The following is a 15859-nucleotide window of genomic DNA, read 5'->3' on the forward strand; positions in this document are numbered from 1 at the left end:
GCGCAAACAATAAGCACGCAGCCGATCTTCCCTTCCCTTTTCGATTGAAAACACAGTAATATTTGTTTGCTCATTTTGAGCATTATTCTCAGGGCGGGGCGAAATTCCCCACCGGCGGTATGTCAGCACGCAAATCATTGTAAGACTGGCGAGCCCGCGAGCGCCCAAGCGCATGCTTGGGGTCAGCAGACTTGGTGAAACGCCAAGGCCGACGGTCATAGTCCGGATGAAAGAGGATGATAAAAATGCACCGATTCACGGCGGCGTTCGCTTCGCCGAAGATCGGTGGATTGCGTATAGCTGCATTCGCAGTTTGCGCTCATCCATACCCAAACAAGCTGAATCCTGCATCTTCAGGTCGTTTGGGTATACGCCCTGATTCTGGTATTTAAACTTAGGAGTTACCATGAATCAGACTCACACATCTCTACTTTCTGGCACCCCATTTGAGCGCGTTGAAGCGGCGCTTGAAGCACTGCGTTTGGGTAAAGGCGTTTTGCTTCTCGACGACGAAGATCGCGAGAATGAAGGTGACATTATTTATTCTGTAGACCACCTAACCACTCAGCAAATGGCACTGATGATCCGCGAATGCTCCGGCATTGTTTGCCTGTGCCTACCGGAAGAACAAGCCGACAAGCTAGAACTTCAGCCAATGGTAGCCAATAACAACAGCGCCAACCAGACGGCTTTTACCGTTTCCATTGAAGCGAAAGTGGGCGTCACAACCGGCGTTTCTGCTGCTGACCGCGTCACTACTATCAAGACCGCCTCGAACCCAGATGCGAAACCTTCTGATCTGGCACGTCCCGGCCACGTATTCCCGCTTCGCGCCCATAAAGGTGGTGTTCTTGTCCGTCGTGGTCACACTGAAGGCACTATCGATTTAATGCAAATGGCCGGCCTTTCGACTGCCGGTGTTTTGTGTGAGGTGCAGAATGAAGATGGCTCCATGGCAAAAGCGCCAGAGATCGTCGAGTTCGGCAAGAAGCACGATATGCCAGTGCTGACCATTGAAGACATGGTGCAATACCGCCTGATGTGGGCGGAAAAGATCGCTTAATCTTTAGAACGACATGTAATTTTGAGGTCGCTCACACCTTTAGGTTGATGAGCGATCTTTATTTTGTAAAAGAATAATTCCTCTCACTCTGCAAGCTATTAACAAGTTGTTAATCACGCCCCTTCTTTCGGAAAGTAAAATTCATCAAAAATATTATCCAGCCACAATTACATTCACACAGCGAATCACATCGAGCTTTTTTATCTTCAGAATTCAATACCCGAATTGATATGAATTGAATTCAAAATGAGAATTTCCAACCATAACCTTGTGAACTGGAAGTTTATTTTATGAAAAAACACTTTGAGCTCATCGACAAGCCGACGTTTTTCGGTGCGTTGGGGCTGCTTTTTTCGGTCATCGTTCCTCTGCTGGTTTGGCCCGACCAAGGCGCAGAATGGATTGCGATTGCAAAAACCTTTATGACAGACAAGCTGGGCTTTATGTACCTGGCGCTGGGTATCGCTGCCTTCTTTTTTATGGCTTACATCGTTTTCAGTGATATCGGACAAATCAAACTTGGTGACGCTGACGAGAAACCAGAGTTTGCGACCGGCTCTTGGGCTGCGATGCTTTTCTGTGGCGGTATCGGTGCCAGTATCCTTTACTGGGGTACTATCGAGTGGGCTTACTACTATCAAAACCCTCCTTTCCAACTGCAGGCTGGCAGTGAAGAAGCCGTTCGTTGGGCAGCGACCTACGGTATTTTCCACTGGGGTCCAATTGCGTGGTCTATTTATCTGATCCCAGCTATTCCAATTGCTTATTTCTTCTACGTCCGTAAGCAGCCTGTACTGAAGGTGTCTGCTGCGCTTATGCCTGTCATTGGTGAAGCGCGCAGCCACGGTAAGCTGGGCAAATTCATCGATGTATTATTCATCTTTGGTCTTTTAGGTGGTGCCGCAACCACATTAGGTCTCGCAGCACCATTGATCAACGAAGGTATCAGCTACCTGTTTGGTATTCCATCTACGACAGTCACCCAAATCGGTGTCTTGTTGCTGTGTACGGCTTTGTTTGCCTACTCGTCTTACAAAGGTATGGATGAGGGTATCAAGGTTCTGAGTAACATTAACTTTTGGGGTGCACTTGGTCTGTTGGCATTCGTCCTGTTTGCTGGCCCAACGCTGTTTATGCTGGAAACTGGTCTGGATTCCATCGGTCGTATGCTGTCGAACTTCTTTGTCATGGCGACCTGGGCTGAACCTTTCGGCGGTTACGGTACATTTGAAGACACCCACTTCCCGCAGGATTGGACCATCTTCTACTGGGCATGGTGGCTGGTATTCGCGCCGAGTATGGGTCTGTTTGTGGCCCGTATATCGCGTGGCCGTACTATCAAACAAATGGTATCGGGCTCCATCTTCTTCGGCTCTCTGGGCTGTGCGCTGTACTTCATGATCCTGGGTAACTTTGGTCTGTCGCTACAACTGTCAGGTCAGTTGGATGTTGTTTCAATCCTTAACGACAAAGGCGCAACGACTGCCATTTTCGCCATCCTTGAGCAATTACCGATGAGCACCGTGGTTATCGCCGTGTTCACGATTCTGTGTATCATTTTCACCGCGACCACGTTCGATTCTATCTCGTTTATTCTGGCTTCTGTGGTACAGAACAATGTGACCGAAGACCCACTGCGCTGGAACCGTCTGTTCTGGGCATTCACCCTGTCTGTGATGCCTTCCATCCTGATGTTTATGGGTGGCCTGGCAACGCTGCAAACTGCGGCAATTGTGGGTGGTCTTCCGTTGTTGGTTATCGCTGTGATGTTGATGATTTCAGGTGTTAAAGCCGCTACTCTCGACTTGGCACACCAAGAAGGCTATGAAGACCCAACCATCAATATCGAAGAGTTCCCGGAAGTTGATCCTTGGTCTCGTGAAGGTATGGCAATGGCGAAGTTTGAACGTTTGAAAGACGAAGCGATTGAAGCTGCTAACGAAGAGCGTGAGAAACTGGATGCTATCTGGGATCTGAAGAAACATATCCGCGCCGAAGCACTGTCACGTGGTGAAACTGGTATGGAACTGGGTGATGCGCCACAGGAACAATTGGATCAAATCCAACGCCTAACAGATGAGGCTATGGCTGCGAAAGAGCACAAACTTCAGGCATCAGAAGCCGCTCAACAAGCTCGCATTGAATTCAATGAACTGATGCGTGAGAAGAAACGCTTAGAACAAGAAGCTGAAGAGCAGATGGCGTAAACCTCCATAGCAATTCATCAAAGGGGCACCATCTGGTGCCCCTTTTTATACCCAAACGACCTGAAGATGCTCGCATTCAGAGGTCATCAATGCGTTCAATTCGAGGCAAATTTCGAGAGTAATAGTCGTTCTATTTCCGGTGGAATTTAACGAAGAAGTGGGCGCATTGAGGGCCTCCCTTCGGGCGAGTTGAATCATGCTTCTTCAGGTTGTTTGGGTATATATAGCCGATTCGAATCGCTAAGATTGAGGTGTGGTGATGGAGGCTTCATTTACGCTAACTGTAGCATTAGACTTTTTTTTCGCATCTGGCTCATAGACACGGAACTTATTTTTTCCCGTTTTCTTCGCCACATAAAGCGCTTCATCCGCGTAACGAATAAGGGAGTCACGGTTGTCACAATGATCTGGATAGAACGCATATCCAATTGATAGCCCAACCTGAATCTCGATGCCGTCAGCAAATATAGGCTGGCCAACAGATTCAATCAGCCTCTCTGCAATATCAGGTAAATACTCCCGGCTTTCTGGTCCGCTATAGACAATGGCAAACTCATCACCACCCAGTCTAGCAACCGTGTCCTGATCCCTGCACTGCATCAATAGTCTATCAGCCACAATCTTGAGGCATTCGTCACCTACAGGGTGGCCATACTCATCGTTAACGGGTTTGAAGTCATCTAAATCAAGAATGGCAAGCGCGACATGACCGTTTTCTGCCTCAGCAAGCTCTAATGCTATTTTTAAATCATCATTGAAACGAATGCGGTTAGCCAACTTAGTCAGGGGGTCGCTCAGCGCCAATTTGGTGATCTTCTTTTCCGCACTACGACGCAGCCTAATTTCCCGCTTGAGCCTCATATTCCATTGATAAAACAAACTTACCGTAAACATGGCACACACTAAAATGGCCGACACGACGGACCAAAACAGCCCCCACTCAAAACCTGTCTCGTACTTCACCGGGAACCAGCGCTCGAAAATTTCTTTTCGATCCAAGGGAGTGATTTCGTTGATTGAATAATCTAACAACTCCACTAATTCCGGAAGATCTCGATTAACAAGCATAGAAAGCTTGGCGTTTGAAGGCAAAACACCACCTATTTTCACATTGGTGATGTTGTGTTCTTGAATAATGTATACCAACGACCCAAGCACGCTGACAAAACCATAAACTTCCTTAACCTCAACTTTTTTTATTCCTTCTTCGGTTGAGTTAAACACCTGAAAATCTAAATGTGGATAGAGCTTTGGTAAAACTTCAGCTGCTGGAGAGTCCCGCAGTACACCAATAGTCTCCTGAGCGAGATTATTAAGATCGTCGACGAAAGGCGTGTCGGTGTGAGTAGCTAGGGATCGGTGGGAAGTGAAGTACGGTATGGTAAACAGAAAGTCCTGACGTTTTTCTTCTGTGGCGACTTCAGCGACAACAATGTCACAATTCCCGGCTTTTACCGCTTCCAGGCTTTGTTGATAAGTTTCGGTAGGATGAAGATGGAAAGTAACGCCTAGTTTGTTGCTGATAAGAGCAGCATAATCAGCCAACACGCCAACATATTCACCATCCTGATTGATATATTCGAAAGGTAACCAATTAGGTTCTACACACATTGACACCCCTTTGAGGGCATCGAGCTGGATCTTTTGTCGTTCTGATAGTGGCTTGGCACAAACAGATTCAGAAAATGCTAACAAGCAAGCAAAAACAATGAAGAAGTGATTATAATATTTTGATATTTTTATAAAATATGGTGAAAGATTGGCCATGGCTTTCCCCCAAAAACGCGATTTCCGCGAAACTCCCAGTCTATAATGCCATGTTGCGGCTTTGATTATCGCATCATAAATAAGACAAAAGTTGCATTAATAGAATTATCATAAGTAATGAAATTCCCTTCAAACCATCACACTGAAAATTAAACATTAATGCAGTGAATATGACCAAATAAAAAATAAATTATGACTTTTACGTCTGCCTTAATTTATATATTCATTGTCAAATTATGTAGATACACATTTAAAGCTCCCCCAATTAAAAATGACTTTCAATCACTTAAAAAACATTTGGCAATCGAAAACACTTTTATTACCTATCAGAGTTTTTGTCTTCGTTTATCCCCAAACAAACTCAAGATGCCGGATTCAGCGAGATTGAGCGGCGTTGTGAGCGCGGCGTCAGTCAACTCACCCGAAGGGAGGGGCCCCTTTGAAAACACTGGCATCGACGGATAACTCAGCACTGGCTTTTTTAGAGTATAAGCTCTAACATATTCACAACTTCCTCATGCGGAAACCATTATGCTTGCCAGAAACTCCTTCTTTGTCCGTTTAATCATTGCATTCGCGCTTTTGCCCGGTATTGCCAACGCAGACCCCATGAGCTTTCAGCAGGCGTGGCAATCCGTGCTAACCCGCAATGATTCAATCGCCGCAGAACGAGCTAACGTTCAGCGCGCCGAGCACATGCGAAACGCAGCTTCGGCACACCATCTTCCTTCGATTTCACTCAGCGGTAATTACACACGTCTGGATCAGGATGTGGAACTCAAACCGTCCCAGTTGGCTCACCATATGAATGGTGGTGATGCATTGGGTCAATTGGCTGCTTCCGTTCCTCAGTTAGGTGCACTGATGGGGAACCTCGATAACTTGTTGACCACCACGCTAGCCGACCGCGACATCTATACGAGTTCTATACGCGCTATCTGGCCGATTTTTACGGGTGGTCGTATTTTGGCAGCTCAAGATATTGCTAACGCTCAGCGAGACGAAGCCAGTTACCTGATGCAAATGGCTCAACAGGCAAAATTCGAAGACCTCTCGAAAGTGTACTTTGCAACCGTGCTTGCTGAGCAGGTATTGCACACCAGAATTGACGTTGAGCAAGGACTGGCAACGCATCTCGACCATGCGAAAAAGCTGGAGGAACAAGGCCAAATAGCCCGCGTTGAACGTTTACAGGCTGAGGTTTCTTACGACAAAGCCAAGACAGAACGCCGCAAAGCCGAACGAGATCTGGAAATCACACAGGCTGCGCTGCAAACACTGGTAAAAAGCAATTCGCCCGTGACACCTTCAAGCGCTCTTTTCACCCAAGAAAATGTGCCGGCAATGGCACCGTTTATGCGCAAAACGCTGGCTGACTATCCTGGCCTGAAAGTGCTGGATGCCAAGCGCCACCAGGCTGATGGTTTGATCAATCTAGAGAGAGGCAAGTTCTATCCGCAGGTTTACCTTTATGGCAACTACAACCTGTATGAAGGCGATTCACTAACGGCAGAGCTAGCGCCGGACTGGGCCGTTGGCGTGGGCGTGAGTATTCCGCTTATCGACAATGGAGGCCGTTCAGATAAGGTAAAAGCCGCCCACAGTAAAGCACTTCAGGTTCAGCACCTTCGTGCTCAGGCTGAACAGGATCTTTCGCTTTTAATAGAGAAAACCTGGCGTGAAGCAGGGCAAGCACTGGAAGAATATCAAGGCCTTGATTCAAGTATTGCCCTCGCAAGGGAAAACCTTCGCTTACGAGAAAAAGCATTCGCACAAGGACTCTCCACATCACTTGATGTCGTGGATGCTGAACTTTATCTCGCCAGCATCAAAACCCAACAGCTTGCGGCGTCTTATCAATATGTACTGTCACTTTCTCGCCTACTCGCTGTCAGCGGTGAAATGAACCGTTTCCCAGATTTTCAGGCGGCAGCTATCCATTTAACCAAACCAACACAGGGATAATTCACAATGAGCAAATTGAAATCTATCACACTGGCTTTACCTGCTGCTGCCGTTTTTGGTTGGATTGGATATAGCTTCTATCAGGCTTACCAGCCCGTTCCAGAACGATTTCAAGGTCAGATTGAAGCTCAGCAATACAGTATTTCCTCAAAAGTCGCGGGCCGAATTGACGATGTGTTAGTGCGTAAAGGTGAAACAGTGAATAAAGGCGACTTGATTTTCACTCTCTATAGCCCAGAGTTAGACGCGAAACTGGAGCAGGCAAAAGCGGGACAGGAAGCGGCAGACGCTATGGCTGAGCAAGCTGAAAGTGGCGCGCGTGAGCAGGAAATCAGCGCAGCACGTGACCAATGGCAAAAAGCTCGGGCAGCCGCCCAATTAGCTGACAAAACATTCAAACGTGTAGACACGCTTTATAAGGAAGGCGTGGCAGCCGAGCAAAAACGTGATGAAGCGTACACCCAATGGCAGGCGGCAAAGTACACTGAAAACGCTGCACTTCAAATGTATGAACTGGCTAAAGCCGGCGCGCGTTCAGAGACCAAACGCGCCGCGCAGGAGAAAGTCCGTATGGCCGCCGGTGCAGTGGCAGAAGTGGAAGCTTACGCCAAGGACACCAAAATCCGCAGTTGGTATCAGGGCGAGGTCAGCCAAATACTGCTTCATCCTGGCGAGCTAGCCCCACAAGGCTTCCCTGTTGTCACTGTCATCGACATGAAAGATGCCTGGGCAGTCTTCAATATTCGCGAAGACAAACTTCGTCTGTTTGCCAAAGGCACTCAATTTGAGGCGAACATTCCTTCTCTGGGAGCGCAAGCTTACGAGTTCGAAGTGACCCACGTTGCGCCATTGGGTGATTTCGCCACTTGGCGTGCCACTAATAGTCAGAATGGCTATGATATGCGCACCTTTGAGGTGGAAGCCCGCCCCCTGAAGTCAATTGAAGGTTTGCGTGCAGGCATGAGCATTCTGGTTTCAGAACAATCTCAGGGTTAATCGCGATGGATAAACCTTCGTTAGTTCCGCTTCTTTTTGAAGAATGGCGACTGACTCTGTCAGACAAATGGTTAACCGCCCTCCTTAGCTGGTTACCCATCACGCTGTTTCTATTGGTGTGGGCGATATTCTCTTCTGGCACAGGACGGGATCTAGCAATTGGCGTTGTCGATCTTGACCATAGCTCGACATCGCGAAGCCTCACCCGTTTCTATGACGCGAGTCCAACTCTGGAAACTCGAAATTTCAGCACCGTTCGAGAGGCGTCTGCATCAATGAACAGTGCACAAACTTTCGCTACCGTCATCATTCCCTCTGATTTTGAAAAAGCGACCCTGCGCGGTGAAAGCCCAGATGTCACGGTCTTCTACAACAGCCAGTATATTCTCATTGGCAAACTGGTGAGTGCGGCGATTACCCAAAGTCATAGCACCTTTGCGGCCATGGCCGAAATCAAAGGGAAAATGCTGCATGGCACAACGGTTTCCACACAAGCAGCAGGACAGTCTGTGCCTGTCCGTTTTCAGTTAGTGCCGTTGTTTAATAACGGCACTAACTACGCGCAGTTTCTGGTCTCGGCGATTATTCCCGCACTTTGGCAAATCGTGATTGTAGCTAGCGGCATGCTTTCAATGGCACTGACCGACAAACGCATTGGGCTGGATCATTTCTTCAAGCAAGATTTGTTATCAGCGCTAATTGCCAAAGTAGTAGGGTTGCTTATTCCACTTTGGCTGATGGGAGTTGTCTTCGCCACCGCCATGCACTTTGGGTTGGGCTGGCCGATGAACGGAAGCTGGACGTTACTTTTCGCATCACAAGGCTTGATGGTGTCAGCAGGTCTCGCGGTAGGTTCTTTGCTGTATTTAGGAACACGCGATGCTATCCGCGCCATGAGTCTGGTAGCCGGATTTACTGCGCCAGCATTTGCCTTTATGGGGGTGAGTTTCCCAGCCAGTGACATGCCGTTTCTGGCTCAGTGTTGGCGCGCAATGTTACCAGTTAGTCATTACATCACGGTGCAAATTGGCCAGTTCAACTATGGCGCGACACTGATACAAATGCAGCCCATGCTTCTCGCTTTAGCGGCTTTCAGCCTGATTTGGCTACTTGTCGCCGCTAAACTCAAACGACTCTGCCGGTCAGCGACGCTAATTCAGGAGGCTGGCATATGACTTGGACTGCGTTATTTAAGCAAGAACTGAAAGCACTGTTTACCAATCCGGCAGTGGTTTTCACCGTGTTTGGTGGCATCATTATCTATTCGCTGCTTTACCCATTACCGTATGAAAACCAACTCCCACGCGAACTTCGTGTTGCGGTTGTCGATCACGATAACAGTCAGGAGAGCCGCGCATTTGTCAGGATGCTTGATGCTACTCCGCAACTTTCAGTTGCCATGCGGTTAGGCAAAGAGCAAGAGGCCAGCCAGCAAATCGCAGGCGGAAACATTGAAGGCGTAGTGGTGGTTCCACAGCACTTCTACCGCGACCTATTGATGGGCAAAAGCCCAGTGATTTCAGTAGGAGGAGACGCTTCATTTTTCCTGACCTACGGCACCATCGCAGAAGGCGTCGTTAATGCGGGCAACACACTTGGCTCGTCAGTAAAAACGATCCGCGCCATGATGCAATATACGCCAATGGAACCAGCCACCAAGCAGGTTACTCCGTTTTCACTGAATGTCGTGCCAGTTTATAACCCGACGACTGGCTACGGGAATTATGTCGTTCCCGGCGTGTTTATCCTGATCTTGCAGCAAACTTTGCTGATCGCTTCCGGCATGCTGGCCAGCGTAAACCCAAATAGCGGGGGGAGAAATCTGATAGCGCGCGCCTGCATTCTTGCAGCGATTTACAGTGTAATGGCAATGTACTATCTGGGCGCTAGCCTAGAGATTAACGGGGTTAATCGTTTGGCAGAGCCGGTAATTCTCATCATCATTATGATGCCTTTTTTGCTGGCGACGATTGGCTTAGGCACGGTGATTGGGAAATGTTTTTCAAGGCCGGAAATCATTACCTTAACGGTGTTGTTAAGTTCGATGCCTCTGCTGTTTACATCGGGATTTGTCTGGCCAAGCAGTGAGCTGCCAGTGTGGTTAAATGCTTTGGCGCAATTTGCACCTTCCACACCCGCCATTCAGGCGACTATTCAGCTGAATCAAATGGGCGCGACGATTCAAAGCCAGCTGGGCCACCTTTACCAACTATGGCTACTAACCGCAATTTTTGGTGCTATCGCCATCTTGGCAAACCCCAGGAGTGCGACAAACTCAGTCCAATAAAAAAGAACCCCGCTAAAAGCGGGGTTCTTTTTTAAATAGTGCTTAGGGACTTAAATTAACGACTCAATGGCTTTCACAACCGCGTCCACTTTAGCGCCATTCGCAGCTTCAGAATGCGGATCAGCAAAACGGTGTGAATCATTGTCGTAATACTTGCCGGAAGCCTCAGCGAATTCGTTACTCAGCGAAGCTCGGGCGAGAATATCAGCACCGATACCCATATCACCACCTGCCACACCAAAACCTTGTGTTACCATTTTACTGCCTAGCATTGAACCTGGGTTAACAGCCACCAGCATCGGACCATCAGTACCCAAATCACTCGCCACTTTTTTCGTCCACATGATGATAGCCAGCTTACTTTGTGCATAGGCCGAAAATTCATCAGCGACTTTTACCTGCCCCTCAACGCGGCTATGTTGACGGGTGCTTGTGCGGCAGAAGACAGGTTAAAACACGTCCTTCTCCACCAAGCAACGACAGCAAGCGCTTAGTCAGCAGGTAAGGCGCAACTGTGTTTACAACAAACCGCACGTCAAAGCCATCCGCCGTGATCGGCGAGGAAGTACGAAAGATACCAGCGTTGTTAATAAGCACATCCAGCGATGCATGGTTTGCGGCCACTTCATCTGCAAACTTTTCTACATCCTTCAGGTTCGACAAATCTGACAGATAGGTTTCCACATTACCGACAGCTGCAACACCCTGCACCTGAACTTTCGCATTTTCCAGCTTGGCGACGCTACGCCCATGCAACAGGATACTGTGGCCTTGAGATGCTAGTAGTTTAGCGGTCTCCAGCCCAATACCGTCTGTAGCGCCAGTGATAAAATTGTTTTGGTCATTGTCATCAGCTTACTCTTTTCTTTCCTCTTTGGATTTCATGTCAATGAAATCTGCTTCAAGGCCCTCTTATATTTTTGATACCGTGACACGTCTATTTTATTGCAGCTGTCGTTTCACGGACCACGAGCTTCGCTTCTAGCTCAAGCATGTCGCTCACTGACTCCCCTGCTAGTTTCGCCAGCAAATAGTCGGCGGCTTTTTCCCCCATTTCCCGCGAAGGGACTTGCATGGTCGTCAAAGCGGGCTGGATATGAGAAGCCATGGCGACATCATCAAAGCCAACGATAGAAACATCTTCTGGAACCCGAAGGCCAAGAGATTGCGCTTCAAGCAGTGCCCCCATAGCGATAATGTCATTACCACAAACAATCGCAGTAGGTCTTGGCGTCAGCTCCATCAGTTTTCTCAGCGCCTGACGGCTTTCCGCCAAATCGTAACGACATTCAATGATTCTGTCTTGAGCCAACGTAATCCCCGATTTTCTCAAGGTTTCGACGCACCCTGCAATACGGTCTTTAGTCCTGTCATTCAGTCTTGTAATACCAGGAATCGCAGCAAAGTCCGTATGTCCTAAATCAATCAGAAATTGAGTCGCCCTGGCAGAGGCACGGAAATTATCAAAGCCTATACAAGGATGAGGTAATTCAGGTTTGAAAGACCATGTGTAAAGGTAGGGTAGCTGCTTCTTATGAAGGATATCGAACAATTGTGGCTTGTGCTCAGCACCCACCAACATGATTCCCTCTACGCCTCGAGAGACTAACCGTTCCGCCTGCGCCAACTCTTCATCTGTCGAGTAGTCAGAGCTTGCGATGAACAGCGTATAACCCTTTTCCTGCAACCTTCTTTGAAACGCCTGAATACCCTCTGCGAAGATGGCATTGTCCAGAGTCGGCACAACCACACCTATAGTGCGGGACCTTTGGGAGGCCAACGCTTGGGCTGCTCCATGGGGAATATAACCGAGAGATTCAATCGCTGAACGGATTAAGGCTCCCCGCTTTTCACTTACGGAAGTTGGGTTTGCCAAATAACGTGAAACAGTAGCCGTCGACACGCCTGCAGCTATCGCCACATCTTCCGCTGTCGGGGCATCTGATGGTCTTTTTTGTAAGCGCTTACGCGCTGGCTGAGTCTCTTTTGTCATAGGAAGTTATATCGTTGACTCACTTTTGGGATTCATAAACCGTAACTTACCTAATTATAGCGTTACACAAAAATTATACCGCCAAAAACTTGACAGTCATTCAAACTCTCTTCTATCTTCTTAATGTAAGCGCTTACATTTAACAATCGGTTTACATACTGAGTGAGTGCTATAACTACAAATGGCGACTGCAAGCCAACACGACTGATAACTGAGAGGTAATGAAATATGAGGTTAAGGAAACGCTACTTACTACCCGCTGTGCTTTTCTCACTCTATTTCCTCAATGTGATTGCCACCAAATTTCAGATCGCTTCTGGGTCCACATCCATAGTTCGCGTTGGTGATGTCGGGGAGTTCCTTTTACTTCTCCTTGCTTCACTGACTTTCGTCGTCGCAATGCTGTCAGCGGAAAAGGAAGCTGATAAACATTCGGCAGAATTACGATAAAAAGCAGAAAGGAAGTAGATATATGTCTGTTCACCATAAGGATGACTCCCCACAAAGTGCAGAGCGTCGCCGTTTCCTGGAAATTGCAAAAAAAGCAGGGTTTACGGCAGCTGTCGTCGCAGGTGCCTCGGGGGCCTTGTTGACCTCAACCACCGCACACGCAGCGGCTAATGAAGAAAAAGAACGACAGAAGCGAGCTAAGTACACCATGACGATTGCTACGGCATACATCATTGGTGCATCCCGTAGCTACCCTATCATGCAGCTGGATTTCAAAGAAAACATCCAGAACATGACCAACGGTGAAGTTTACGTAAAACTGGCGCCGGGCGGTCAACTGGGTGCGGGTGGCGCGTTAGCGCAAAAAGTACAAGCAGGTACCATTCAGGCCGCGCAACACTCTCTCTCCAACTTTGCGCCATTTGCACCTGCTGTTGACCTCATCAACATCCCTTACTGGTGTGGTGAAAACCAAAAGTTCATCAACCTGGTAACGTCTGACGCATGGAAGAAGGAAATCCACCCGAAAGTAGAAGCGAAAGGATTCAAACCGCTTTGGTACGTGGTTATCGACCCACGCGTAGTTGCGCTTCGCAACGGCCTTGAAGGTCCGATCAAAACGCCAGATCAGATGGAAGGCATCAAATTCCGTGTACCGGGTTCGAAAATCCTTCAGCAGTTCTACCGTCTGCTTGGCGCAAACCCAACGCCAGTTGCCTGGGGTGAAACACCTTCTGCAATCAAACAAGGCGTTGCTGATGCGCTTGACCCTTCGGTAGAAGCGCTGAATGTCTTCGGCTTCAAAGACGTGCTTTCTTGGGTCACTTTCAACCGCTCAGTGCCAGATTCGCAAGTTTTCTCTTGTAACCTGGAATGGTTTAACAACCTACCTGGCCACATTCAGGAGGGCATTGAGTTTGCGAGTGAAGTGACTTCACTGCAGAACCTGGCAAAAGTCCCTGCTGCTCGCGCTTACGCCATGGCGGAACTGAGTCAGGCGGGTGTTCAGTTCTACGCGCCAAACAAAGACGAAATGGCACAATGGGCAGCCAAAGCCGGACATCAACTGCCAGCATGGGATGCATTCAAAACCGAGCTGGCTGGTTCCAAAGCCACGTTCGACAAACTGCTTGCAGCAGCGAACGAAAACAAAGGTCCATTCGTTCACGACGTTTAACAGCTGAGTAAATCGCCATTTGGGTGGACGTTTCTCCTAGCGCACCCAAATGGCTCCCACTCTATCTGAAACGGATGTTGGACGGTCACAATGAATTTCTTAAAACAAATCGACGAAAATGGTGAGCGCTGGTTGCTGTTGTTCTTCTACACCACCATCGTCATTACCATCGCCATGGAAGTACTGAGACGCTTTGTCTTCAGCTATTCCTCCATTTGGGGCGAAGAGGTTGCAAGGTATGCCTTTATTTATCTGGCGTGGGTCGGTGCATCCGCAGCCGTAAAAGAGCGCGCGCACATACGCATTGATGTCATGCTGCATTACCTGCCAAACCGAGGCAAGGCAGCTATCTATCTACTTGGGGATGTCGCCACACTGGTGGTCGCATTATTCGCGCTCTATTGGTCAATCCACCCTATTGAAATATCGCTGAAATTCGGGTCTGTGACCCATGGTTTGGGGATTAGTCAGGCTTGGTTTCTTGCCGCTGTCCCACTGGGATTCTCCATGATGATATTCCGACTTATGCAGTCAATGCGCCGGGATATCCGTAGCCTCACACAGAATACCCCTGTGTTTGAAGGCAACAAGCTGTTTGATTAGGAGGTCTCATGCTGAATTATTACTCGCAACAGGTCTCTGTCGATCTTGGCTGGGAATTCTATGGCCCCGTTATTGGCATGCTGGTACTTATCGCATTCGCGGTGCCGGTTTGGGTGTCATTGGGCTTGGGCTCAATTGCTCTCTTGTTTATCACCGAAGTACTACCTCTGTCCTTGTTTGGTGAATCTCTGTTCGACGGTATTGATGCTTTCGCGCTGATTGCCGTCCCACTTTTTATCCTGACAGGTGATGTTCTGGTGAGAACCGGTCTTTCGAACAAACTGCTTGATGTGGCGGAAGCCAGTGTCGGCGGCGCGAAAGCGGGTTTTGGTAGTGCAACCGTTTTAGGGTGTGGCTTCTTCGCCTGTATCTCTGGCTCTGACGCAGCAGGTGCAGCAGCAGTAGGCCGAATGACGATTGACCGTCTGGTGGCGCAGGGTTATCCAAAGCCTTACGCCTGTGCACTGGTCGCCGCGGGTGCTTGTACCGGGATCCTGATCCCGCCATCAATTGCCTACATCATTATTGGTCTTGTGCTGGGTATTTCTGCATCAACGCTGTTCCTGGCAGCGGCAGTACCGGGTGTCATGGTCATGATGGCTATCATGCTGACCAACGTCGTCATGAACCGTATCTATGGTTATGAAAACGCGGGACAAGGCTTCTCGATCAAGCGCTGGTTTTCAGTAGTGGTTGATGCACGTTATGCCCTGTTGGTACCTGTCATCATTCTTGGTGGTATTTACTCAGGTGTGTTTACTCCGACAGAAGCGGCCGCGGTGGCTGTGGTTATCACCATCATTATCGGCCTTTTCCAGGGCACACTGAAAATCAGCGATTTCCCGAAAATGCTTGAAAGCTCTGCCAAAGTAAACGGCGTCATTCTGCCCATTATTGCGCTGAGCCTGCCACTGGCGCAGACACTGGCCGCGCTGGATGTACCACAGGCATTCGTGGAAACCATGACATCGTTTACCGATAGTCGCACGGCACTGATTCTGATCATGATTGGTATTTTGATCATCTCAGGCTGTTTTATGGAAACCACGCCAAACATTCTGATTTTGTCGCCAATCCTGCTGCCACTGGCACGCGAGATCGGCATGGAAGATGTGCAGTTCTGCATCATGATGGTTACCGCTCTGGGTGTCGGCTTCATCACACCGCCACTTGGGCTGAACCTTTTTGTTGTATCCGGATTAACGGGGACCTCGGTTCTGAAGATTGCCGCGCGATCGGGGCCCTACGTCATATCCATGTTAACGGTGGTATTGCTCCTGGCATTTATCCCCGAATTATCGCTCTGGGCTTTGGATTAACTACACACATTTAGCTTCTCTTTGGCTTGTCG

12 protein-coding genes, 1 pseudogene and 1 riboswitch are annotated in these 15859 nt (G+C 48.6%); of the genes and pseudogenes, 10 read left to right on the forward strand and 3 right to left on the reverse strand.

Annotation, left to right across the window (positions count from 1 at the left end; translation table 11 throughout):
- The first annotated feature begins 80 nt into the window (after positions 1-80).
- A riboswitch (FMN riboswitch) is annotated at positions 81-242 on the forward strand.
- 164 nt (positions 243-406) lie between these two features.
- Positions 407-1063: a 3,4-dihydroxy-2-butanone-4-phosphate synthase gene (ribB, locus tag VP504_RS25270; RefSeq protein ID WP_325894756.1), complete on the forward strand. Its 657-nt coding sequence runs from the start codon at positions 407-409 to the stop codon at positions 1061-1063.
- 290 nt (positions 1064-1353) lie between these two features.
- The gene (locus VP504_RS25275; protein WP_325894757.1) at positions 1354-3270 is read left to right on the forward strand and encodes a BCCT family transporter; all 1917 of its coding nucleotides are present in this window, start codon (positions 1354-1356) and stop codon (positions 3268-3270) included.
- Positions 3271-3510: 240 nt separating this feature from the next.
- On the opposite strand, the gene VP504_RS25280 is transcribed toward VP504_RS25275, so the two are convergent.
- Entirely contained in the window at positions 3511-5037 is a 1527-nt protein-coding gene (locus tag VP504_RS25280) for a diguanylate cyclase domain-containing protein (protein WP_325894758.1), read from the reverse strand.
- 531 nt (positions 5038-5568) lie between these two features.
- Here VP504_RS25280 and VP504_RS25285 point away from each other — a divergent pair.
- From VP504_RS25285 to VP504_RS25300, 4 genes are read left to right on the forward strand one after another with little or no spacing between them, the layout of a single operon-like run.
- The gene (locus tag VP504_RS25285) at positions 5569-7002 is read left to right on the forward strand and encodes a TolC family protein (protein WP_325894759.1); all 1434 of its coding nucleotides are present in this window, start codon (positions 5569-5571) and stop codon (positions 7000-7002) included.
- A gap of 6 nt (positions 7003-7008) precedes the next feature.
- Positions 7009-7998 (forward strand): HlyD family secretion protein, encoded by a 990-nt coding sequence (locus VP504_RS25290; protein WP_325894760.1) that lies wholly within the window; start codon positions 7009-7011, stop codon positions 7996-7998.
- 5 nt (positions 7999-8003) lie between these two features.
- Positions 8004-9173: an ABC transporter permease gene (locus VP504_RS25295; protein ID WP_325894761.1), complete on the forward strand. Its 1170-nt coding sequence runs from the start codon at positions 8004-8006 to the stop codon at positions 9171-9173.
- The gene (locus VP504_RS25300) at positions 9170-10285 is read left to right on the forward strand and encodes an ABC transporter permease (protein ID WP_325894762.1); all 1116 of its coding nucleotides are present in this window, start codon (positions 9170-9172) and stop codon (positions 10283-10285) included. Before VP504_RS25295 ends, VP504_RS25300 begins: the two co-directional genes overlap by 4 nt.
- A gap of 50 nt (positions 10286-10335) precedes the next feature.
- On the opposite strand, the pseudogene VP504_RS25305 reads toward VP504_RS25300, so the two are convergent.
- Together VP504_RS25305 and VP504_RS25310 are read right to left on the reverse strand one after the other, a co-directional pair.
- Positions 10336-11113, reverse strand: a pseudogene (locus VP504_RS25305) (SDR family NAD(P)-dependent oxidoreductase).
- Between the two features lie 109 nt (positions 11114-11222).
- Positions 11223-12278: a LacI family DNA-binding transcriptional regulator gene (locus VP504_RS25310; protein WP_325894763.1), complete on the reverse strand. Its 1056-nt coding sequence runs from the start codon at positions 12276-12278 to the stop codon at positions 11223-11225.
- 228 nt (positions 12279-12506) lie between these two features.
- Here VP504_RS25310 and VP504_RS25315 point away from each other — a divergent pair, with 228 nt between their 5' ends.
- The 4 genes from VP504_RS25315 to VP504_RS25330 all read left to right on the forward strand — a co-directional run bounded on the left by VP504_RS25315 (position 12507) and on the right by VP504_RS25330 (position 15827).
- Positions 12507-12728 carry a hypothetical protein gene (locus VP504_RS25315; protein ID WP_062714407.1) on the forward strand — a complete coding sequence of 74 codons (222 nt, stop codon included), beginning with the start codon at positions 12507-12509 and terminating at the stop codon, positions 12726-12728.
- Positions 12729-12750: 22 nt separating this feature from the next.
- Positions 12751-13905, forward strand: coding sequence for a TRAP transporter substrate-binding protein (locus tag VP504_RS25320; RefSeq protein WP_325894764.1), 1155 nt, complete (start codon positions 12751-12753; stop codon positions 13903-13905).
- A gap of 90 nt (positions 13906-13995) precedes the next feature.
- Positions 13996-14508 (forward strand): TRAP transporter small permease, encoded by a 513-nt coding sequence (locus VP504_RS25325; protein ID WP_251880238.1) that lies wholly within the window; start codon positions 13996-13998, stop codon positions 14506-14508.
- Between the two features lie 8 nt (positions 14509-14516).
- Positions 14517-15827 (forward strand): TRAP transporter large permease, encoded by a 1311-nt coding sequence (locus VP504_RS25330; protein ID WP_325894765.1) that lies wholly within the window; start codon positions 14517-14519, stop codon positions 15825-15827.
- The last annotated feature ends 32 nt before the right edge of the window (positions 15828-15859 follow it).

Origin of the sequence: Grimontia sp. NTOU-MAR1, from assembly GCF_035758505.1 — a bacterium.
In the GTDB taxonomy this organism is placed as follows: domain Bacteria; phylum Pseudomonadota; class Gammaproteobacteria; order Enterobacterales; family Vibrionaceae; genus Enterovibrio; species Enterovibrio marinus.